Annotated in this window: 16 protein-coding genes and 3 pseudogenes; 12 read left to right on the top strand and 7 right to left on the bottom strand. The window is 56.7% G+C overall.

The features are described from left to right. Positions 1 to 405 (bottom strand): annotated as a pseudogene (locus tag C934_RS0123875) (IS21 family transposase); the annotation flags it as partial. A gap of 1,090 nt (positions 406 to 1,495) precedes the next feature. Here C934_RS0123875 and C934_RS0123870 point away from each other — a divergent pair. From C934_RS0123870 to C934_RS33295, 7 genes and pseudogenes are all read left to right on the top strand, one after another. After that, positions 1,496 to 1,744 carry a hypothetical protein gene (locus C934_RS0123870; protein WP_018859100.1) on the top strand — a complete coding sequence of 83 codons (249 nt, stop codon included), beginning with the start codon at positions 1,496 to 1,498 and terminating at the stop codon, positions 1,742 to 1,744. A 60-nt stretch (positions 1,745 to 1,804) separates the two neighbouring features. Next, a pseudogene (locus C934_RS32450) lies at positions 1,805 to 2,791 on the top strand (nucleotidyltransferase family protein); the annotation flags it as partial. Between the two features lie 470 nt (positions 2,792 to 3,261). Beyond that, positions 3,262 to 3,807 carry a 3'-5' exonuclease gene (locus tag C934_RS0123860; RefSeq protein WP_018859098.1) on the top strand — a complete coding sequence of 182 codons (546 nt, stop codon included), beginning with the start codon at positions 3,262 to 3,264 and terminating at the stop codon, positions 3,805 to 3,807. 168 nt (positions 3,808 to 3,975) lie between these two features. Then, positions 3,976 to 5,748, top strand: a complete 1,773-nt coding sequence (locus C934_RS0123855; RefSeq protein WP_018859097.1) for an adenylate/guanylate cyclase domain-containing protein — start codon at positions 3,976 to 3,978, stop codon at positions 5,746 to 5,748. A 657-nt stretch (positions 5,749 to 6,405) separates the two neighbouring features. Then, complete coding sequence (locus C934_RS33300; RefSeq protein WP_018859096.1) at positions 6,406 to 7,065, top strand: helix-turn-helix domain-containing protein; 660 nt, start codon at positions 6,406 to 6,408, stop codon at positions 7,063 to 7,065. A gap of 244 nt (positions 7,066 to 7,309) precedes the next feature. Further along, positions 7,310 to 7,906, top strand: coding sequence for a response regulator transcription factor (locus C934_RS0123845; protein WP_018859095.1), 597 nt, complete (start codon positions 7,310 to 7,312; stop codon positions 7,904 to 7,906). A gap of 373 nt (positions 7,907 to 8,279) precedes the next feature. After that, positions 8,280 to 9,971 carry a sensor histidine kinase gene (locus C934_RS33295; RefSeq protein ID WP_156828787.1) on the top strand — a complete coding sequence of 564 codons (1,692 nt, stop codon included), beginning with the start codon at positions 8,280 to 8,282 and terminating at the stop codon, positions 9,969 to 9,971. A 224-nt stretch (positions 9,972 to 10,195) separates the two neighbouring features. Here C934_RS33295 and C934_RS35830 read toward each other — a convergent pair. Then, positions 10,196 to 10,407: pseudogene (locus tag C934_RS35830) on the bottom strand (glycosyltransferase family 25 protein); the annotation flags it as partial. Between the two features lie 287 nt (positions 10,408 to 10,694). On the opposite strand from C934_RS35830, the gene C934_RS0123835 reads away from it, so the two are divergent. From C934_RS0123835 to C934_RS0123825, 3 genes are all read left to right on the top strand, one after another. Beyond that, complete coding sequence (locus tag C934_RS0123835; RefSeq protein WP_018859093.1) at positions 10,695 to 11,708, top strand: ABC transporter substrate-binding protein; 1,014 nt, start codon at positions 10,695 to 10,697, stop codon at positions 11,706 to 11,708. An 88-nt stretch (positions 11,709 to 11,796) separates the two neighbouring features. Then, positions 11,797 to 12,615, top strand: coding sequence for an ABC transporter ATP-binding protein (locus C934_RS0123830; protein ID WP_018859092.1), 819 nt, complete (start codon positions 11,797 to 11,799; stop codon positions 12,613 to 12,615). Positions 12,616 to 12,630: 15 nt separating this feature from the next. Beyond that, the gene (locus tag C934_RS0123825; RefSeq protein ID WP_018859091.1) at positions 12,631 to 13,512 is read left to right on the top strand and encodes an ABC transporter permease; all 882 of its coding nucleotides are present in this window, start codon (positions 12,631 to 12,633) and stop codon (positions 13,510 to 13,512) included. Positions 13,513 to 14,238: 726 nt separating this feature from the next. On the opposite strand, the gene C934_RS0123820 is transcribed toward C934_RS0123825, so the two are convergent. From C934_RS0123820 to C934_RS0123800, 5 genes are all read right to left on the bottom strand, one after another. Beyond that, positions 14,239 to 15,648 carry a sensor histidine kinase N-terminal domain-containing protein gene (locus C934_RS0123820; protein WP_018859090.1) on the bottom strand — a complete coding sequence of 470 codons (1,410 nt, stop codon included), beginning with the start codon at positions 15,646 to 15,648 and terminating at the stop codon, positions 14,239 to 14,241. Between the two features lies 1 nt (position 15,649). Beyond that, positions 15,650 to 16,318, bottom strand: coding sequence for a response regulator (locus C934_RS0123815; protein WP_018859089.1), 669 nt, complete (start codon positions 16,316 to 16,318; stop codon positions 15,650 to 15,652). Positions 16,319 to 16,494: 176 nt separating this feature from the next. Beyond that, a complete protein-coding gene (locus tag C934_RS0123810) occupies positions 16,495 to 17,250 on the bottom strand; it encodes a phosphatase PAP2 family protein (RefSeq protein WP_018859088.1) in 756 nt (251 codons plus the stop codon). A gap of 101 nt (positions 17,251 to 17,351) precedes the next feature. Beyond that, positions 17,352 to 18,128, bottom strand: a complete 777-nt coding sequence (locus tag C934_RS0123805; protein ID WP_018859087.1) for a COG4705 family protein — start codon at positions 18,126 to 18,128, stop codon at positions 17,352 to 17,354. A 12-nt stretch (positions 18,129 to 18,140) separates the two neighbouring features. After that, on the bottom strand, positions 18,141 to 18,404 hold the full coding sequence (locus tag C934_RS0123800) for a hypothetical protein (RefSeq protein WP_018859086.1): 264 nt from the start codon (positions 18,402 to 18,404) through the stop codon (positions 18,141 to 18,143). A 205-nt stretch (positions 18,405 to 18,609) separates the two neighbouring features. On the opposite strand from C934_RS0123800, the gene C934_RS0123795 reads away from it, so the two are divergent. Together C934_RS0123795 and C934_RS0123790 are read left to right on the top strand one after the other, a co-directional pair. Then, positions 18,610 to 19,287, top strand: coding sequence for a winged helix-turn-helix domain-containing protein (locus C934_RS0123795; RefSeq protein ID WP_018859085.1), 678 nt, complete (start codon positions 18,610 to 18,612; stop codon positions 19,285 to 19,287). Next, positions 19,274 to 20,626 (top strand): HAMP domain-containing sensor histidine kinase, encoded by a 1,353-nt coding sequence (locus C934_RS0123790; RefSeq protein WP_018859084.1) that lies wholly within the window; start codon positions 19,274 to 19,276, stop codon positions 20,624 to 20,626. The genes C934_RS0123795 and C934_RS0123790 overlap by 14 nt, the downstream gene beginning before the upstream one ends. Positions 20,627 to 20,690 lie beyond the last annotated feature (64 nt).

Genomic DNA, 20,690 nt, shown 5'->3' with positions numbered 1-20,690 from the left:
CCCAGCCGCATGGTCCTGGCGCATCGTCACCGGCAGCTTCAGCGCCCAAGCGCGATACAAATCACAGTAGCGGCTGTAGCGATATCCATCGGGATGAAGGCCGATATACTCGTCCCAGAGGATCTGCAGCGTCACATGCTTGCGCTTCAGCTCCCGGTGAACATGCCCCCAATCCGGCTCGGCACTGCGACGGTGACCGGTCTTCGTGCCGGCAGCCTTATAGAGAGCCGCCTCCAGCACCGCATCGCTGACATCGTTGCCCAAAGGCCAGGAAAGTCCGGCACGCTCCAAACGGCGCAACGTCTCGCGCACCGTCGAGGGGGCCGCACCAACGCGCGCCGCAATCGACTTGTGGCCAAGACCTTCCGCAAATCTGTATCTCAGAATCTCGCGGACACGCCGCATCTTTAGTCTCTCCGCTGGCATCGCGTTCCTTCCTCTCAGGCAACTGAAAGGACGAACGTCTCACCAGCAGGACATCCCGACAAACAGCCCCAATCCGGGGGCGGCATCATCTCGGAACAAGGGGGCGGCTAATTCTCGGAATTGGGGGGCGGCATCATTTCGGAATGCGGGGGCGGATTGCCTCGGAATTCGCACACAGTGCGCCTGCCTGTTCGACCGTATCTTCAAGGGAGCTGCCAAGCGCCGGTCGGAGTGGAGTTGTCGTCAATATGTTCCGTCCTGACAAAAAGAGCGCAGGTGACCTAGGTCATGTCGAATCAGCTCTTGCCCTTTATGACAGTTCCATGACGAACTGTCTGCCAGGCACGATCTCAAAAGCCATTGAGGCGCGTCTTCGAAGACATAGTTTTTCGACTGACAATCACGCGAAGAACTGTTTTCTCCTCGGATCACAGGCGCGCTATTTAAGGATAGAGCGAGCATGAGCCCCCAAGGTTCTGGCAGGAGCCAATAATTTGGATATCGAAGAAAAGCCTGCTCGAGGTGGAAGCATCGGCGTGGAGCGACCGGTCGAGAATTTGCGTGAATAAAACAGGACCTCCGGTGCTCCATGCGGGAACCGCCCGGATCACCGCGAATCTCCACAGACTGCGCGTTTGAGAACGCAGCCCAACGTGGGTCGAGTGTCGGTTGAACCGAGGACCACTTTATGAGCGGCCTTGATTTCATATGATCTGTGTCAAAGGCGATGTAGTCCTCATGGCCTTCTCCAGGCCATGTCTCACGCCATTTGTATCACGGCGCTGGGCCGTTCTCCCCTTGGCCAAAGTGTCAACATTTGTCGTTCTTGTTCGTCGGCGGATTAGCGCTTCTTTCGGCGGCGTCCCCAGACAATTCGCCGTCACTTCAAGAAAAATTCGTTGACCGTTCCAGCGAAATTAAGGGTTCCCTATTCTGTCAACTTATTAGCCCAAGATAGTCGGTATGAAGTCCTCGGAGCTATGGATCCCAATGGGTTCGCGGCCTTCGGCGCACGAATTAATTGATGCAAATTAGCAACCTCTAATGTTTCTAGTGTTGCCGCGTCCTGGTGACCCAGGCGTCCGAGAGGGCGCTGGCTGTCGCGGCCATCGGTGAAATTGTGACTGGCCTGGCTGCCGGCGACACGCGCGGCGACCGCCGCCACGCCCACCAGGGCCTCCCCAAGCAGAAGTTCACCGACGAGCGCGGGAATGGCGACCAGCCGGCACCCGCGAGTTTGGCCACGATCCTTGAGCACCCGATCGAGGTCCATCAGCGGCCAAACGGTGGCTATACTAGATTTGCGGAAACAGTATAGACCACCAGCTGGGCGATGCAGCTTGCCCAAACGAGTTGGCTATACTAGATTTGTGGAACAGTCGACAATCGCAAATACTGGTATTTCGATGAACCAGACGGCGCGGGCGGCCAAAAGCGGCGTTATGTCGGACCTGGTGACGATACCGAAATCTCCGCTCGGGTCGCAACGTTCAGGGCTGAAAAGGACGATTACCAGAACCGGCGAAAAATGGTCTCAGCCCTGACGCGCGAAGCCGGTATGATCGCGCCGGATCGTTTCACGGGCGTGGTCGTCGAGGCGCTGGCTGCAGCCGGTCTTTTCCGGCTTCGTGGCGTCTTGGTGGGAACGGTCGCCGTTCAATGCTATGCGGCATACCTTGGCGTGCGCCTACCAATGGCCGCGATCCTGACGGGTGATGCCGACATTGCCCAAGATTACGCGATCTCGGGAGAAGTGGCAGATTCCATGCCGCCAGTTGTGGAACTGCTGCAAGAGATCGATCCGTCATTCCGGGCGCTCCCGCACATATCCGGATCGCCCCGCTCCAATGCTTTCCGCAATGATAGCGGCTACCGCGTCGAGTTCCTGACGACCAACCGGGGATCGGAGGAATACGCTGATCAACCCGCGAACATGCCCGCGCTCGGCGGAGCTGCGGCGGAACCGCTCCGATACATGGATTTCCTGATCCGTGATCCGGTCCGAACGATCCTGCTGCATGGTGCCGGTGTCTCAGTCGTTGTGCCCGATCCGTCGCGGTTCGCGGTCCATAAGCTGATTGTCGCTGGTCGTCGCCTCGATGATGCCGGTGGGCGGGCAAAGAAGGACAAAGACTTGCGCCAGGCCGGAATGCTTTTCGAGGCACTGCAAGAAACTGCCTATGGTCGGGAACTGGCTGCCGCTTTGCGTGAGGCGTGGGGTCGAGGGCCGTCATGGAGGAGTGCGATCACGGCGGGCGTTGATGCAGTTCACAACCAATATGAACCGGCCGTCCATCGCACGTTTGGCATTCTGCCGCTAGAGGAAGTGGAAAAGGCCCGTCTATATAATGAGCATAACGTCTGACGGGTTGCTCATCGGGCATTGATTTGCAACGGAAAATTCAACTTGAAGTTAATGCACTTTATACTTTTATTAGCAATCAGCAATACCCTCAACTGCATCGCGAGTTGCGAAGAAACGATGTTTTGATTTCGGCACCGCCGAGATGGTCGAAGCACCCATCGATGCCTTGTACTCAAATTGTGCGATGCGAGCTCATCAAACTCAAGCAGCTAGGCAAACCCCGCGACAGCCAGGAGCCAACCGCTTCGACTCGGCTATAGGCAGTCGGAAACTGGACGCGACGCGCAAGAATGCTGCCCATCCCTGCCAGCAAACCGAAAAACACCGCTGGTGAGCTAACGTGCCCCAACTATGATCGTGAGTGACGTGCACGCCTTCGAGCAGGGCGAGCCATCTGCCGATCGAAGAGAAAGGGCTCCGATCGCGGACTCGGGATTGCGACCATTTCCATCACGCCCTACCTACTGGCGATGATTGTCTTTCTCGACTTTGAAGCCTCCTCCCTCAGCAAGCACAGCTACCCCGTCGAGATCGCCTGGGTCTTCGAGGATGGGCGCTCGCGGTCATTCCTGATCAAGCCAAAGTCCGGATGGACGGACTGGTCCGCAGATGCAGAAAAGATTCACGGTATTTCGCGCGACCGCCTGCAGAAAGAAGGAAGCGACGTCGAACGCGTCGTGGGGGAATTGATGGTAGAGCTTTCGGGGCACGAGCTTTATGCAAGTTCGCCCTCCTGGGACGGGAAGTGGCTCAGCGCACTGCTTCGGGGCGGAGGAAAGCCACGCCATGCATTGCGGCTTCGCAAATCAGACGATCTCTTCATCGAGGTGGCGTCTGCCATCCTTGGTGCCGATAGCGCAAATGTCGATATTCCGGGTTTCGTCGCCGATGTCATCGCCCAGTCGGAACCTGTCAATCCGGCTCATCGCGCCCTTCCCGACGCACGCCTCGAGCTGAAACGGCTCGGGCTTGTCCAGGGTGCCGCCAGAAAAATTGCGGCCTCCTGCCACGATTGACGCGTCCGTTGCTGCAAGTTTTGCCGTTGCTCCAAAGCAGACATCGTCGGCGAACAGGTTGTAGGTCGCAGATGCACCACCAGAGAATCTGATCTCAGAAGAGATTGCTCCGAGCGGAAGTTCTCCTGTCTCTGTCTTCCTGCTATCGTGGAGATGGGGGATGACCCTATGAGCGAGAATCGCAAGCTGGCTGCAATTCTGGCCGCTGATGTAGTCGGATATAGCCGGCTCGCCAGCGAAGACGAAGATCGCACCCTTGCAAGGTTGCGGGCACTGCGCAGCGACCTGATCGATCCAACCATCGCCGTGCACAACGGCCGCGTTATCAAGCGCACCGGAGATGGAGCGCTGGTCGAATTCCGCAGCGTTGTCGATGCCGTGCGCTGCGCCATCGAGGTACAGAATGGCATGGCCGAGCGCAATGCCGGCGTTCAGCAGGATCGGCGCATCGAGTTCCGGATCGGCATCCATCTGGGGGACGTAGTGGAGGAAAGCGATGGTGACCTGATGGGCGATGGCGTCAACATCGCCTCCCGTCTCGAGGGTATCGCGACCCCCAGCGCCATTTGCCTGTCCGAGGATGCCTATCGCCAGGTCAAGGCGAGGCTCGATCTCTCCGTCAGCGATCTTGGTGTGATGCAGCTCAAGAACATCGCCGAGCCGATCCGGGTCTATTCGCTTCAGATCAGTGCCGCTGCGGAGGCAAAGCCAGCAGTAACCGCAGGCGCCGGACCTCATGCTCCGGCCAAATCGCCGCCTGAGCTTTCGATTGCCGTGCTGCCCTTCGTCAACATGAGCGGCGATGCCGAGCAGGAGTACTTCGCCGACGGCATCTCCGAAGATATCATTACTGCGCTATCGAAGCTGTCGCAGCTGTTTGTCATTGCTCGCAACTCATCGTTTACTTTCAAGGGCCGGAGCGTGAACGTGCAGGAGGTGGGGCGCAATCTCAACGTGCGGTACGTGCTGGAGGGAAGCGTTCGCAAATCAGGCAACAAGGTAAGGATCACCGCGCAGCTCATCGATGCGACCACTGGAGGGCATCAGTGGGCTGAGCGTTTCGATCGCGACCTGAGCGATATCTTCGCGGTGCAGGATGACGTCACGCAGCAGATCGTCTGTGCTTTGGAACTCAAGCTGACGGCCGGGGACCAGCAGCGCCTCGCGGCCGAGCAGACACAAATTCTGGAAGCCTATGACTGCTTCCTGCGGGGTCGTGAACACATGTGGCGGCTCACGAGAGAGCAGAACATCGAGGGCCAGAAACTGTTGCGGCGCGCCATCGATCTGGACGCCAAATTCGCCCCGGCACACGCGTTCCTCGCCGTGGCGCAGGCACTGGCCTACGTCAACCAGTGGAGCCAATCGCCCTCGAAGTCACTGGAACAGGCGATCGAGTCTGCGACGCAGGCGGTCGCGCTCGACGATCGATATCCCTACGCGCATTGGGCGCTGGGCGTCACCAACTTGTACCTGCGACGACTTGACGTGGCCATCCGCGAGGCTGAACGCGTGATCGCGCTTGCTCCCAATCTTGCCGAGGGCCACGAGAGCCTCGGCAACGCTCTGCATTATGCGGGCCGGTCCGACGAGGCCCTCGTCTGTTTCGAGCGGGCAGTCGCGCTGAATCCATATTATCCCGACATCTTCCTGCACTTCCACGCGCAGGCGATGTTCCAGCTGGGCAGGTACGAGGAGGCGGTTTCCATCCTGAAGCGACGGCTTGTCCGCAATCCCGCCACCGACATCTCACGCGTGTTGTTAGCGGCGAGCTATGGTCACCTGGGTCGTGTCGCGGAGGCGCGCGAGGAGTGGGAGGGAGTGTTCCGCATCAATCCTGATTATTCCCTGGAGCACCGGCGCAAGGTGCTGCCCTACAAGAACCCTGCCGATTTCGAGCGCGTTGTGGACGGCCTGCGCAAAGCCGGTCTCACCGAGTGATTGACGCGGTAGTCCACAGCCCGCTCCGCGGCGGCACTAGTGCTTCCAGCGCTGTGGCGCAAATTGCGCGGACACCCGGAATGTCATCAGTCGAGAAGCGAGGGCATCTTGCGTGGCGGGTATGCCAAGCTCCATCTCAAGCACGGCGAGCTGTTCACCCCTTATTCCAACAAACCCTTGCAGAGCATTCCGGCTGCTATGGGCTACCGCACATCCGCTCACCAAGGAGAGATTCAATGCCACTCCGATGAGCAACGGACGGCAAGGCCTTACCGGGGTTAAGCGCCTGGTAGAACAGACTTCGGTGCATAGCGTTATCGACTGGAACCGAGGTGTCTTGGCGAGTCCACTGCACCGGGGCTGCCAATAGAGAAGACGCCAGCAGCTCCAAGCGCGCCGATGAGCGCTGAGACAGCAGCAGAGGTTCGCGCTAAGCCGCGACGATCCACGTAGGTAAAGCTACGAACATACAACTGGAAAAGCGGGATGTAAGAATGCTGTGCCACATCCACCGGCAAGGAGATTTCGGATGCGAATTTAGAGAACATTTCCAAGCGGTTTTTGATGGGCTACTTCAGACACGGGCCGCCTTTGCAGACTACAGCCGAAAGGCGGGTGTGGTGCGGATTCCGGCCAAGTAACTAGGTGCATTTCCGTATGACGCTGTTCGTTAAGCACCCTTGCACTGCTACGCTCTGCGCAGATCTAAAAAAGATATGCGACGAGGAGCATTTCAAATCGTATGCCGTCCTCAAATTTCCCGACGCCGGCACTGCCAATTTTTCTGACATGCTTATTGGCACAGATTGGTCAAAGGACGCCATTCTTCAAATATGCAAGGAAAGCGTTTTTCAAACGAAACTCCTGGATCTTGTCAAGTTTTCGACGTTGCCGATGGAGATAGAGCTAGAAACCAGACTGGAAACTTGCAACGATTCAGTATTCATCACGTCCAATTTGGGAAACAGACTTTCCGCGTTCTGCATATACGATCCTGAAGACAGTAAATACCTATTAATATTTACGTCAAACCCGCATCAATACCATAATAGTAATTCTGTACTTATGAAGTGCCTTGCTGCAATTAACAGTTACTTCAGGCAATCTGTTGCCTCAAGACAAAAATCGCCTCTATCTCAGCGCGAGATCGAGTGCCTGCGCTGGGCGGCGGCGGGTAAGACTAGTGAAGAAACTGCGATCATCCTGTCCCTGTCCGGATCAACAATTAACGCGTACCTAAAATCGGCTATGCGCAAGTTGAATGCGTACAACAGGGTTCAGGCGGTTGTGCAGGCTTACAAACAGAAAGTCTTGTGACGCTGCTGTCCCCTTGCAACGCTACCACCCAACTTCAGCAATGCGCGAAGACTAAAGGCAGGCGCCGAGGCAAGCGCCGCAACGCTGGGCGCGCCGAGATCGGTCACCCCAAATGGGCGGCTTTAGCAGCTCAGCAACGTGCGCATCGGTATGTTTACCTACCCGGGGGCTCTACCAATTGCAGAGGGAAACGCGGTATCTTCCTGAGATTCCGTTTTTAATGCAGTTGTGATGGTATTCGTAAATGGTTCAGCGAAATCCGGTCTATCTCATCGATGATGATGAATCGATCAGGGATGCGATACTGCTGAATTTGCACGTCGACGGGTTGATCGCGATGGGTTTTCCCGACTGCAACGCTTTTCTGTCCAGTCTGCCGAATTTGAAGCCTGGCTGTATCTTGCTTGACCTGCATATGCCAACGAAGGGTGGGTTGGAACTGCAAACGGAGTTGACCAAGGCGTGTATTTATTGGCCCATCATTGTCGTCACCGGAACCAGAGATCTTGAGAGTTGCCGAGCGGCATTTCGCGCCGGCGCGGTCGATTTCCTCTGCAAGCCCATTGGTAGCGATGAGCTACGGGAAGCGCTCAAGCCAGCGTTCGCACAACTGGAAACACTCCTGGAACGCGACGAAGCAAGCCTTCTGGTGCATCAGCTCACGCTGAGAGAGCGGGAGGTATTCGACTTGTTGTGTCGCGGATTCGGCACCAAAGAGATTGCGAAGGTGCTTGCTATTTCCACCCGAACCGTCGATGCACATCGCGCCAACATTTCCACCAAACTGGGTACACGGTCCGTTGCTGAGTTCGTCCATATTCAGATGTTAGCATCCGTATAGGCAGCTGACTTGGAGGAAGAAAGACACCGAGACGCCGCCGAAATCTGCTGCATCTCAATGACGACGATGAATCGGTGAGGGATGCGATACTACAGAGTATGCAGGTCGACGGATTGACCTTTGAAGCCCGGCTGTATCCTGCTCGACCTTCTAAAAACCAATGAAGGACTGTCTCCTTCCGCGACCCTTCACGATCGACGATTTCGCCGAGCCATTTCATTCCACCGTCATCTGCCGCATCGAGGATAAATTCTTAAGTCAGCAATTGTTAGAGGCTGCATCTAAGTAAATATACCGATGCGGGCATTCGTCGTCAGCGCCACCTTCGCTCACGACGACGTGTAACTTTATTCTAACTTCAGAGATTGCTAGCTTGTTTGCTTCCCAGCGATTGAGAACCGCAGTTAATTCGGCAGTGCCCGCCGTCTTGATTTGGGTTGCTCTTCAAATTCTATCTACAGTAGTATTGATACTTTTCCATATAGACAAAGTTGAGAACACCATTACTTCCTACGCCCAAAGCCTTGAGCGTCTGGCAGTTAGTCGGAACAGCCAGAACTTTGGCTTCATGCAATCACTTACGATGGTAGCGGACGCTCCACGTAGCCGTTCTATCGCGTCCTTTACGAATCTCGCGGAGAACCTCCACGCCCGGTACCCGCAAATATCTGGCATAGCGTGGTATGAAATGGAGCCGGACGAGAAGGTGCGACTGAAACCTATCGTGCAAGTGCCTACCGAAGGCGAGAGCCCGATACTGAAGTCTGCAAAGTTGTTTGAGGCTTTAGCGGGCCACCATGGTCAAGTGCAAGTTGTTGTTGATAGTAAATTACAGAACAAATACTACATTATCGAGCACGTCCGTAACTACAAAAATCATTTCTCCATCATAATAACGATCGATTCTCGAGAAATGCTCAAGCCATCTTTAGTAGATAATTGCCCAAAGGTTACCTGGACGTCGGGGGAATTGACTTTATTCTCCAATGTATCCACAAAAAAGAACAATTCTCTTATACTTTCAACGATAGAACGCCGAATTGAGGTTTTTATCGGCGATGTATATCAAAAACCAAACGACAATTTCCTGAAAACGAGCATCAATGTTGAAAAATCAATCGCCTTGGACGCGATTTTCGACAACAGCATGCCGTACGTGTTCTCCACATTCTCCATACTCATAGCGGGCCTGTCTTCCTATGCTCTCCACCAAGGGCAGGTAACGCAGCGCCTGCGAGAGGCCGAGCGCCTCGCGAAAGCGAACATTAACCGCCTTGAACTGGAAAAGCGGCATGAACATGCGTCGCGTGTCTACGCGATTGGGGAAATGGCAGCGGCAATTGCTCACGAGCTGATTCAGCCACTGACAGCCATTCTCATCAACAGCCAAACTGGTGTGAAGTTGATGGATGCCATGTCGACACCCCAGGCGAACGTGACGAGTATTCTTTCCTCGAACGTGAAAGACGCGCAGAGAGCGAGCGAAATCATCAGGAATGTTCGAAGCTTCGTAAGCCCGAAGCCAACAGACACAGCCTGCACCGACATCATTGCGGCGATACGTGAGGTTGTCACCCTCATGGAAGCTCTGTTCGCCGAGTGTGGTTTCGAAATCGCACTCGATTTCGACGAGGGACCGCTGCTTTGCAAAATCGGCAGAGTTGAATTTGAACAGGTCGTTTACAATCTCGTTCGCAATGCGTTGGAGGTGGGCGAGCATCTTGACGCCAAAGACCGGATTGTCGCGATCAGCGCTCGGCGCACTGACGATCGTATTTCTATACGAGTACGGGATCGGGGACCTGGTATCGAGGAGAATATGCTACAGACCCTCTTTGTCCCATTTTCGACGACTAAAGTTTCGGGTATGGGTTTGGGCCTTTCTCTTTCTCGCCGTATCGTAGAACGCGCTGGAGGGGAGCTTTCTGGCCAGAACCATCAAGGTCGGGGAGCGATCTTCGAGATAGTGTTGCCAAAGGCGACGGGCGGGATAGCGTCGTCAAACCGGGGGCAGCCGCTTACAGCCGACGAGGCTCGATATCACCGCGAGACAACGCAGTCCTAAAGGCGTTGATGTGGCCGTCGCTAGAAGGCGACCAAAGCGCCCACGGTTGTCCCACTGAAATCGAGAAGGCATTGAGCGGGCACCGAAATTTGCGACGCAGCGGCCATGGACCTACAACAACGAACGGCCCAGTATGGGCATCGGCGGCGTCAAGCCCGCAAAGAAACGGAAATGGCCGCGTGAATTCTACTGTGGAGGTCCGTTGAAAACGGGCCGATTACCAACTCGACGTGGCCGAGAAAACAGCCAATCTCGTAGGGATTTGGTCTGCGTCGGTGTCGCGGGCCGCGCTCGTCGAAGTCGATCGGATGCTGGAACTTGGCCCATCTATCGCCGATACCCTTTCGAAAGCGAGTCCGATGTGGCTGAGAAGAAATGCCATGCGTTTTCCCCGATCCGTTGACCGATCGAGATTGATCAGAAAGGTGTGGGGCCTGGACCGGCACGTGCCGGGCGTGTGATGCTTTCTGGGCGGGAACGAAACTCATCGAGGCCTCGGGGATCGTGGCAATCGCAAATAACACCTGCCCTTAAAATCTCCGCACTCTGTCCACGATTATACGCTTTCGTAAGATTGTGCCTTTCTACGAAGGCCCTATCGCGCTAGCCGAACCACTGAAAGCTAGTTGAAAGCTTCGAGCGGCTACCAACGAGCTGCATCGTGGAGGAAGCACTTGTATCGTGATGACAGGCGATGCGTAACTCATACTGGAGGAGATCTTAATGCGTTCGTCACGCAGTCTTTTTAATAGCATCGCTCTTTCCGCAATGATCGCTGCCGCGTCGTTTGGTGCATCCACGGCCCGCGCCGCTGACAAGATCACCATCATGGTTGGCGGTTACGAGAAGCAAATCTACCTGCCCGCAAAGCTCGCCGAGTCCCTCGGATACTTCAAGGATGAAGGCCTGGACGTCGAGCTTCTGAATGAAGCCGCAGGCGTCGACGCCGAGAACCAATTGCTCGCCGGAGCCGTCCAGGGCGTTGTTGGTTTCTATGACCACTGTGTCGACCTTCAGGCCAAGGGCAAGTTCGTCGAGTCCATCGTCCAGTTCAGCCAGGCACCAGGTGAAGTTGAGCTCGTCTCCACGAAGCAACCGGACATCAAGTCGCCGGCAGACTTCAAAGGTAAGAGCCTTGGCGTAACGGGCCTTGGCTCGTCCACCAATTTCTTGACCCTCTACATGGCCTCGAAGGCTGGGTTGCAGCCCGGCGACGTCGTCACCATCCCCGTAGGCGCAGGCGCGACGTTCATCGCCGCCATGCAGCAGGATCAGATCCAGGGTGGGATGACGACCGAGCCGACGATCTCGCGCATGTTGAAGACAGGAGAAGCAACTGTCCTCGTCGACATGCGAACCGTCGAGGCGACGCGACAGGCGCTTGGCGGCACCTATCCGGCGGCATCGTTCTACGTCGAAACCTCCTGGGCAGATGCTCACAAGGACGAGGCCCAGAAGCTGGCCAATGCGTTCGTGAAGACGCTCCGCTACATCAACACGCACTCGGCGGCCGAAATCGCTGACAAGATGCCTAAGGACTTCTACGTCGGCGACAAGGACGGGTACGTCAAGGCACTCGACCAGGGCAAGGGAATGTTCACGCCGGACGGCGTGATGCCGGAAGACGGTCCCAAGACAGTCCTGGCGGTCCTTTCGGAATTCTCGAAGAACGTCAAAGGCAAGCAGATCGACTTGTCAAAGACTTACACGACTGAGTTCGTAAAGAACGTAAAGTAAGTCACGTTGCGCCACTTCCGTCCAGTCGGAAGTGGCTCCCACCCTGGGCATCGCGTGTGCGCCCTCAAAACCACGCACAGGTATCATCATGAATCAGGACAACAAGCAGATCCCCGCGATCGAGCTGATCAATGTTAGCCGTCGCTTTGTTTCCCCGACCGGAAAGTCATTGACGGCACTGCGCGATTTCAACATGACGGTTGGCCGCGGAGAGTTCGTCGCGGTCGTCGGCCCAACGGGTTGCGGCAAGTCGACCACTCTCAATCTGGTCACAGGTCTTGCGAAGCCTAGTGCAGGTGAGGTTCGCTTGATGGGCGGCCCAATCAACGGCATAGACCCTCGTGTTGGCTTCGTGTTCCAGACCGACGCTCTCTTCCCCTGGAAAAATGTCCTCGACAACGTCATGTCCGGCCCGCTCTTCCGTGGCAAGTCGCGGGCTGAAGCCGAGAAAGGCGCAAAGGATTGGCTCGCACGCGTCGGGCTATCCAAGTTCATCCATCACTATCCCCACCAGTTGTCCGGTGGAATGCGCAAGCGCGTTTCGCTCGCGCAGACGTTCATCAACGAACCTGAAATCCTGCTGATGGACGAGCCGTTCTCGGCCTTGGACGTCCAGACCCGCACTGTAATGCACGAAGAACTCCTGAAGCTTTGGGCGGATCGGAAAGCATCAGTCATTTTCGTCACTCACGACCTCGAGGAGGCCGTCGCGCTCGCCGACAAGGTTTACGTGCTGACCGCAGGTCCGGCGACCGTGAAGTCGGTTTACACGATCGACCTGCCCCGCCCGCGCGTTGTGTCTGAGATCCGTTATGACCAGACCTTCATCGACTACTGCAAGACGATCTGGGACGACCTGCGGCAAGAGGTCGAGACCAGCTATAGGCGCGCAAGCGAAGCAGCCTAAGGGAGGAAATCAGACATGGCATACACGACTTTCGAGGCCCGAACCGCGCCAATCTTCTCCGCCGGCACCTCTGATGCCGAAATTGAAGCTACTGCGCTGAAAGCCATAAAGCGCCGGAAGAACCTCGTTCTCTTCTGGCAGGTATTCATCCTGGTAGCGGTCGTCGGCATGTGGGAGCTCTCCTCCAACATGCACTGGATAGATCCGTTCTTCTATTCGAGCCCCAGCGAGGTGATGCAGCGGCTCTACGAATGGGCGACCCAAGGGACCACCGAAGGCTCGCTCTGGTACAATCTTTGGGTCACAATGGAAGAAGCCCTGATCGGGTTTTTCGCGGGATCGATCACCGGCGTGTTCGTCGGCATCGGCCTTGGCCGCAACAAGTTCCTGTCGGACATTTTCTCGGTCTATATCAAGGCCATCAACTCGATCCCGCGTGTGGTCCTCGCGCCGATCTTCATCATGATCATGGGCCTTGGGCTGCCGTCCAAGGTCGCTCTCGCCTTCATCATGGTGTTCTTCGTGGTGTTCGCCAACGCCTTCCAGGGCGTCCGCGAGGCGGACCGCAACATGATTGCCAACGCTCGCATCCTGGGAGCATCTGACTGGCAAGTAACGCGAACAGTTGTGATTCCTTCCGCCATGAGCTGGATCTTCGCCAGCCTGCACGTATCCTTCGGCTTTGCGATTATCGGTGCGATTGTCGGCGAGTTCGTCGGTGCGCGGTTCGGCATCGGCCAGCTGATTTCAATCGCAAAAGGAACATTCGATGCTGCTGGAATGTATGCCGCGATCCTGCTTGTGATGGTCGTTACGCTTTTCGCCGAATTCATCATGACGTTGATTGAAAACAGGCTCGCCAAATGGCGTCCGCAACAGCATATCGACACGCAATAAGCAGCTAGTCCTCCCAAGGACCATGGGGCTGGGTTCGTACGGGCCCGGCCTCATATATTTCTTGCGTAAACCGCAATAACCTATTGATTTAAAGCAATAGATGGCCATCATCAGACACCTGTAAACGCCCAGCAATTCCTCTTTCGCAGAGAGCCGTCGTTCAAATTCGGCGCTCGGCGACGGCATGTCTGAAGAACCAAAGCTACGAGGTCTCCGACCCGCCTACTGATCCAGCGCAGCAACTGGGGCAGCATCTTTTCGTCGCGGGCAGCCAGCCCCTTGTAAGACCCTTTCTGATGCAACCCTGCCAAGGGCCAGCTGCTGACGTAGACAACCGCAGTGTGTCGTCGCTTATCGTCAATGCAGCGCCAGCATTGAAAACCAGGATGGTCCGATGCTTACCTATGCGTGTTAGTCGGCTGCGCAGAGTTGCCCAAAGATGGATCCGGTCCATTGCTTTATCGACAAGATGCCCGTATATGTTGTGCAGTCGGTGATTAACGTGGGTAATACCTCCCATCCCATGCACCGACCGTTCCCCTCTGGAGGTCTTCAAACCTCCACACCTTGGGCCTCGACTATCGATGGCCCTATTTTTTTGGTGCTAGCCAACCATCTGTTGCGACAGTCCGGCCTCCGGGTGGCTGAAACGCCTTCAACTTGACGACCTTGCCCTGTCAGCCTGGTCTCCTGCGAGGCTGAGCATGTTGGGGCCTGCTGACACGCTCAGTGTTTGGCTCTTGCAGGCAGCCGAACGGTTACCACCAGTCCGCCACCCTTGGCGTCATCCAGCCGAACGGTTCCACCGGCACCCGTCGCAACCTCAAGAACGATGGCTAGCCCCAAGCCGCTTCCCTCCCCTTCGGTGCCGATAATGCGATAGAAGCGCTCGAGGACGTGCTCGCGCTCCATTGGGTGAATTCCCGGCCCGTTGTCCTCGACACGAAGCACGGCTGTCCCATTTTGTCGCGTTACAGCCACAGTGACCCGGCCAGGCGCAGGCGTGTAGCGGATGGCGTTGTCAACGAGGTTTACCAGCATCTCCCGCAACATGGTGCCGTCGCCCTCAACGTCGACGGAACCATTTTCCTCCAGCCCGATGTCGATGCCACGGCGCAGAGCTTCCTCGGCTTGCGTGCCGAGTACCTCTCTTGCAACGGTGACGAGATCGACAACGTCTGTCCGTGGCCGTCTGCTTCCAGGCTCTGCGCGGGACAGGGTCAGGAGCTGACTGGCAAGCCGCGATATCTGGTGCGTGCTGTTGCGAAGCGCCTGTAGGGCCTCACCGCGGCGCTCTGTATTTTTCTCCCTTGCCGCAACGCTCGCCTGCGTTGAAATGAGCGCAAGGGGTGTGCGGAGTTGATGTGCTGCGTTCGAGACAAATCGCCGTTGAGCGGCCATTTGGTTTTGGACCCGCTCCATATGGTCGTTGAGCGCGAGAACCAATGGGCGCAGCTCGGATTGCACCATCGACGGTGACAAAGGGTCGAGCCGATCTCGACCTCTCTCACGAACCGCATCGCGCAATCTAAGCACGGGAGCGAGGCCTCGCTGGAGACCAATAATCGTGACAACGCCCGCGAGGAGCACGAGGACAACCTGCTTCGTGAAATCCGAGAACCATAGACGGCGCCGCAACGCATACTGAGCGTTGTGGGTGACCGCAACCGTCACGGCGATTTCGCCGTCTTTTGGGAGGCCAACAACCGGGTGATTCAACGTCAGCGCTCGTACCCCGGCGTTACGAAAGGCGCGATCCTGCCCTACCCGTTCAATAGTCGGCAATGGCAGTTCGGGATATCCCGCGACTAGATTTCCCCAGGCCGTGATGACTTGGTAGAAGACCTGGTCACCGTATCCGGTATCGAACATTTCGATTGCCGCAGGCGGGACATCAATCTCAACGGTACCTCCTGCGTCAACGCGAACCGCTTCCGCGATGACGCGGGCCGAGGCAAGCAAGGTATGGTCTGTTACAAGCTTCGAAGCGGCGTCTGCGGTTCGGAAGCTGTCGTAAAGATTGAAACAGATCGCGCCGAAGAGCGTCAGAATCACCCACGCAAGCAGTTGCGCTCGCAGACTTTCGCGAAGCCGCCCGAAAACCGACCGCGGATAGTTGTACCACGCCAGCCGCATATCACTGTGCATCTCGGAGCAGATAGCCTAGACCACGCAACGTCGCGATCTGCGCTGAGCTTCTCTCAAGCTTCTTGCGCAGACGGTGAACATAAATCTCGATTGCAGTCGGGTCGGCCTCGTCATCGAAACCGAATACGCTTTCGGACAGCGTGGCCTTTGACACCGTGGTCCCCACCTTCATAACCAAGTATTCCAGCACCGCGTGTTCGCGCGGAGTAAGGGCTAGCGGTTCACCGCCGATGAAGAACTGACGCGTTGAGCCAGCAAATCTCAGATCGCCCACCATGATTTCGGGCGCGGCCCTGTCTTGCCCGCGTCGCACGACCGCTCTGATCCTGGCTTCCAGTTCGGCGATTTCGAAGGGCTTCGCGAGGTAGTCGTCCGCGCCGCCATCAAGCCCGGCTACCCGACCGTCAAGGCTGGCATTGGCCGTCAGAATAATCACGGGCACCTTCTCGCCATTTTGGCGGATGCGTTTCAACAGCGTCATGCCATCGATCTTGGGAAGGGAGAGGTCAAGAATGACGACCGAATAGCTCGCCACCTTGAGCATCAACTCGGCATCTTCGCCGTCGAAGGCGATGTCCACTGCATACTGGGCTTGCCGAAGCGCCTTACCGAGCCAATCGGCAAGTTCCTTATTGTCTTCAACGATCAGGATTTTCATAGTCTGTCCCTAGCACATGCGAGCCGTTTGTTGAATGCGAGAGAGCCTCAATACAAACGCCATGTGTGCGAGATAGCTCGATATGACCATCGATTGTCGGCAGCGGTTACGACAGGCTTTCGAGCGAACCCGCCAGAACTCCCGGATTAACACGCCGCGCCGTATAGGCCGGGCGTTCACCGCGGCCAGCCGACTTTCAGCTTGTCGGCAATCCGGGCTTCGACAATCAGCAATGCCATGAAGAGAATGATCGCCAAGAGCCAGCCAAGCAAGGCATCAGACGCGTAGTGCGAACCCACTGCGACACGTAAACCTGCCATCGTCAACGAGCCTGCGACCAATGGCGGTCCAACCCACAGGCGAATACGGGACGGCAGCAGGAAGAGAAGACAGAGCAGCCACCCTGCCCCGGAGGCTTCGCCCGAGACAAAGGAACAGTTTTTCGCACACTCACCAACGAACGTCCCGGCTGCTTCAAAATCGAAGGGGCCGCCGAAAAGACTTGTCTGTACGGGCCGAGGTCTACCCGAATAGGCTTTCAGAAACCCGTTTACAATTAATCCCGGCCCCAAGCAAAGGCTTACGATCGCAACCACCAGCCTGCCCATCGGAATACGCTTGCGGATTTCCGTTGAAAGAACGCCACTCGCGCCGACCACGACAATCAGCGCTGCCGCTGCGTATGGAAGCACGTACAGTATCTGCCTTACGTGTTCGACGACCTGCAGTCGACGAAGTGGGAAGTACCCGCAGACAAAATCGGGAAGAGCTGCCTCACATAGTGGGCCGGCGAAGAAGAACGAGGACACCTCGACGTCGAGGGAAGGATGGAGATAGAACGCGGCTAGCAAGGCGAACCATGCAACGATCAATGCGAGTACTGCCGTGGCCGAAGGGGCTGGCGTATAGGACGACTGGCTCACGTGCGCCATAAGAAAATCTCAACGAATGAAGCCTGAGGCTGTTCCATATTCATCATAGCCTGACAAACACCTGAACCGGTAATCGGACTGACGATGAGCTTTTGCGACAGTTAACGGGTTGCTTCTGTCGGCTCGCTCGAGCTTTGGGACAGCGTCATATAGATCACGATAGCGACGATCAGCCCGAGGAAGAGCAAGCTCGTGTAGGTCGTTCCGAAGCCCAACCCGCCGTACTCAAGTGGTTGTGACAGCAGATCACCCAAAGAGGCACCCAACGGGCGGGTAAATATGTAGGCAAGCCAGAACGCCACGATTGAATTAAGGCCCGCGAGGGCATAGGCCGCAGCAATAACACAGATAACCACCATAAAGAGGAGGGCTGTCGTCAGGTAGCCGAAGTCAAACGTTTCCGCGATCAGGTCCCCCGCTGCCGTGCCCAGTGCAAATGTGAAGAGGATAGCCAGCCAATAGAACGCCTCGCGTCGCGTCGTATAGATCGTGTGGATCGACAGTGTGCGTTCGAACGCAAACCAGACGGCGAACGTCACAGCGAGTGCGATTGAAAATCCAATTGTGGTTGCCTCGAGCGGAACCCCGAAATTATCAACCAGATTGTCCGTGATGAGTGTACCGACAACACTGATCAGCACAACCGCCGCCCAGTAACTTGCAGGCACATAGCGTCTCTGTGCGAATTGAATTGCCACGACCGCGACGAGAACCGCTGTCATGATGACCGACGTCACCGTCAGGCCTAGACCGAGGTTGACTGCGAGATAGTCCGCTGCCGTTTCGCCCATCGTCACAGCCATGAGTTTGATCAACCAGAAATCAATGGTGACCTCGGGGACCCTGTTTATCGGGGCGGTCTGTGCCAGCGCTTTCATCTGCCCGCTCCTTTACTTGCCCATGATCTTCATTGCTTCGGCAAGGAACTTGTCCGAGCGGGTGTCATCGTCGGCATTGCAGCGTTCAACGGCTTTCGTTTCGAGGTCGTTGACCTTTTGCACGTCTGCGTCACTGAGCTTCGCCCCGGCCTTGGCAGCGCGCATGTCCTTCAGCATTTCTTCACAGGGAACAGCCGAATGCGCAGGAATGGAGAGAGCGAGGAAGCCAAGCGCAGCGACCCCGTTAAGAACAGCGGCGGCAACAATCGTTTTCATGATGAGTGTCCTTTGAGGATTTCTCCGCTGCCCAGAGCGGCAGTAGCGGGACACTATGCGTCGTCGTATACAGGCGCCTTGCCACAACCATACGGTTTCGTAAGGTCGCGAAATCGGTCACGTTTCGGATCCGTGTGCTTTCCGAAAGATCGGCGAAAAGCCAGTGGTTCAGATAACGGTCAGGAAACTATGGCACGCGAATCTGATGCGGATTTTAGTTATCGAAGACGATCGCAAGACAGCTGACTTCCTTGCCAAGGGCTTCGGAGAGGCGGGACATGTTTGCGATGTCATGAAGGATGGGCGAGACGGCCTCTTCCAAGCACAACGGGAAGAGTACGATGTCGTCATCGTCGACCGCATGCTTCCGGGATTGGACGGTTTGTCGATCGTCCGGTCACTGCGCGCTGCCAGGGTCAGCACCCCTGCCCTGTTTCTCACGTCGGTCGGCGGCGTGGATGATCGGGTCGAAGGGCTCGACGCGGGCGGCGACGACTACCTGGTGAAGCCGTTCGCCTTCTCGGAGTTGCTCGCAAGGGTCAATGCGCTCTTGCGACGCCCTCCCGTGCAAGAGCAAAAGACGGTCCTAAAGGTGGCCGACCTTGAACTCGACCTGATCCGACGGCAGGCAAGGCGCGCTGGACAGGCAATCGAGCTTCAACCAAGGGAATTCACACTGCTCGAAGTCCTGATGCGAGGAGAAGGTCGCGTGCTTACGAAGACCATGCTGCTCGAGAAGGTCTGGGATTTCCACTTCGATCCCAAAACCAGCGTCGTTGAAACGCACATCAGCCGCCTTCGCGCCAAAATTGACAAGCCGTTTCAAGCGCAGTTGCTGCACACGGTCCGTCATACCGGATATAGCCTGCATGCGCCTAACTAACCTCAGACGAAGCACGCCGTTTCGCCTGGCGCTATCGTTCGCGCTGCTGTTCATCCTGACGGTCGTAGCAACTGGTGGCATCATGTATCACCTGCTCCGCAACGGCCTCAACGCGCAGCTCGACACCGCGCTGAACGACACGTTCCAGGTCATTTCTTCGACCTATGCGCCTGACGACATTGAGGACTTGGTCACCACCCTCGATAGCTATGCTAATCTCAAACCGGCTGACGACGGCGTCTACTCCTTGATTGATGCGTCCGGGAAGAAACTGGCTGGCAATTTCAAGGCGCCGATACTTCCGGAGGGCGTCTTTACCGTAACATCGGCCGATCTCGGCTTGAAGGGTAGCACCGTCTACCGGCTGCAGGGAGCCAAACTGGGCCAGAATACGCTCGTTGTCGGCAGGAGCTTCGCGCAGATGGACTCCATGCTGAGGACGGTGCTCGTCAGCCTGATCTGGGCTGCGGTCCTCGCTGTCCTTGCGGCGGTCGGCGGAGGCATATTCCTTGCGAGCCGGGCGCAAAAGCGCCTGGATGGCGTTGCCCGGACGATGCTGGAAGTGTCAAATGGGCAGCTGGAAAGCCGGATACCGCTGCGAAACGCGGATGATGATCTCGACCACGTCTTCAAGCAGATCAATGACGCACTCGTTCGGCTTGCAGGACTGGTCGAAGGTATGCGCCAGGTTAGCGCGGACATCGCACACGAACTGAAGACACCACTCAACCGCCTGCGTCTGACCCTGGAGGAGGCACGCCAAGCACACGGCGAACAAGATGACGTCGCGAGGTTTCTCGACGAGGCGCATGACGAGTGCGATCAGATAAACGCGACGTTTGAAGCGCTGTTGCGCATTTCACAGATTGAAGCAGGCGCGCGCCGCCTGAGCTTCAGCTTGGTAGGGCTCGGCGAACTCCTTGATCTCGTGGAGGATGTCTACACCGATGTCGCGCAGGACAATCGCCAACGGCTGATCGTCGAGCCGTGCCGAGAGACATACATCAATGGAGACCGCGAACTGCTGGTTCAAATGGTCGTAAATCTGGTTGAGAACGCCATTGCGCATTGCCCTCCGGACACCGTTATCAACGTTTCCCTGCGGCGCGATGGCCCGATCGCGGTCATCACGGTAGCCGACACTGGTCCCGGTATACCCGCCCCCGAGCGCGACAAGGTATTCCGACGGCTCTACCGCCTCGACAAAAGCCGGACGAGGCCGGGAAGCGGTCTCGGACTAAGCCTTGTGAAGGCGATAGCCGATCTGCACGGGGCGCGGATCGAGATTGAGGATAATAGTCCTGGCGTGAAGATTTCGGTGCAGCTTCCAGCACTCTAGTCCCTGTCCTTCAGGCCTCCGTCAGCTTCGGCTGGCATTTGGCCGTGAGTTGTCAAAACCTGCG

The sequence above is a fragment of the Rhizobium sp. 42MFCr.1 genome (assembly GCF_000377185.1).
Taxonomy (GTDB): Bacteria; Pseudomonadota; Alphaproteobacteria; order Rhizobiales; family Rhizobiaceae; genus Rhizobium; species Rhizobium altiplani.
This window is presented reverse-complemented; position numbering and strand designations above follow the sequence as displayed.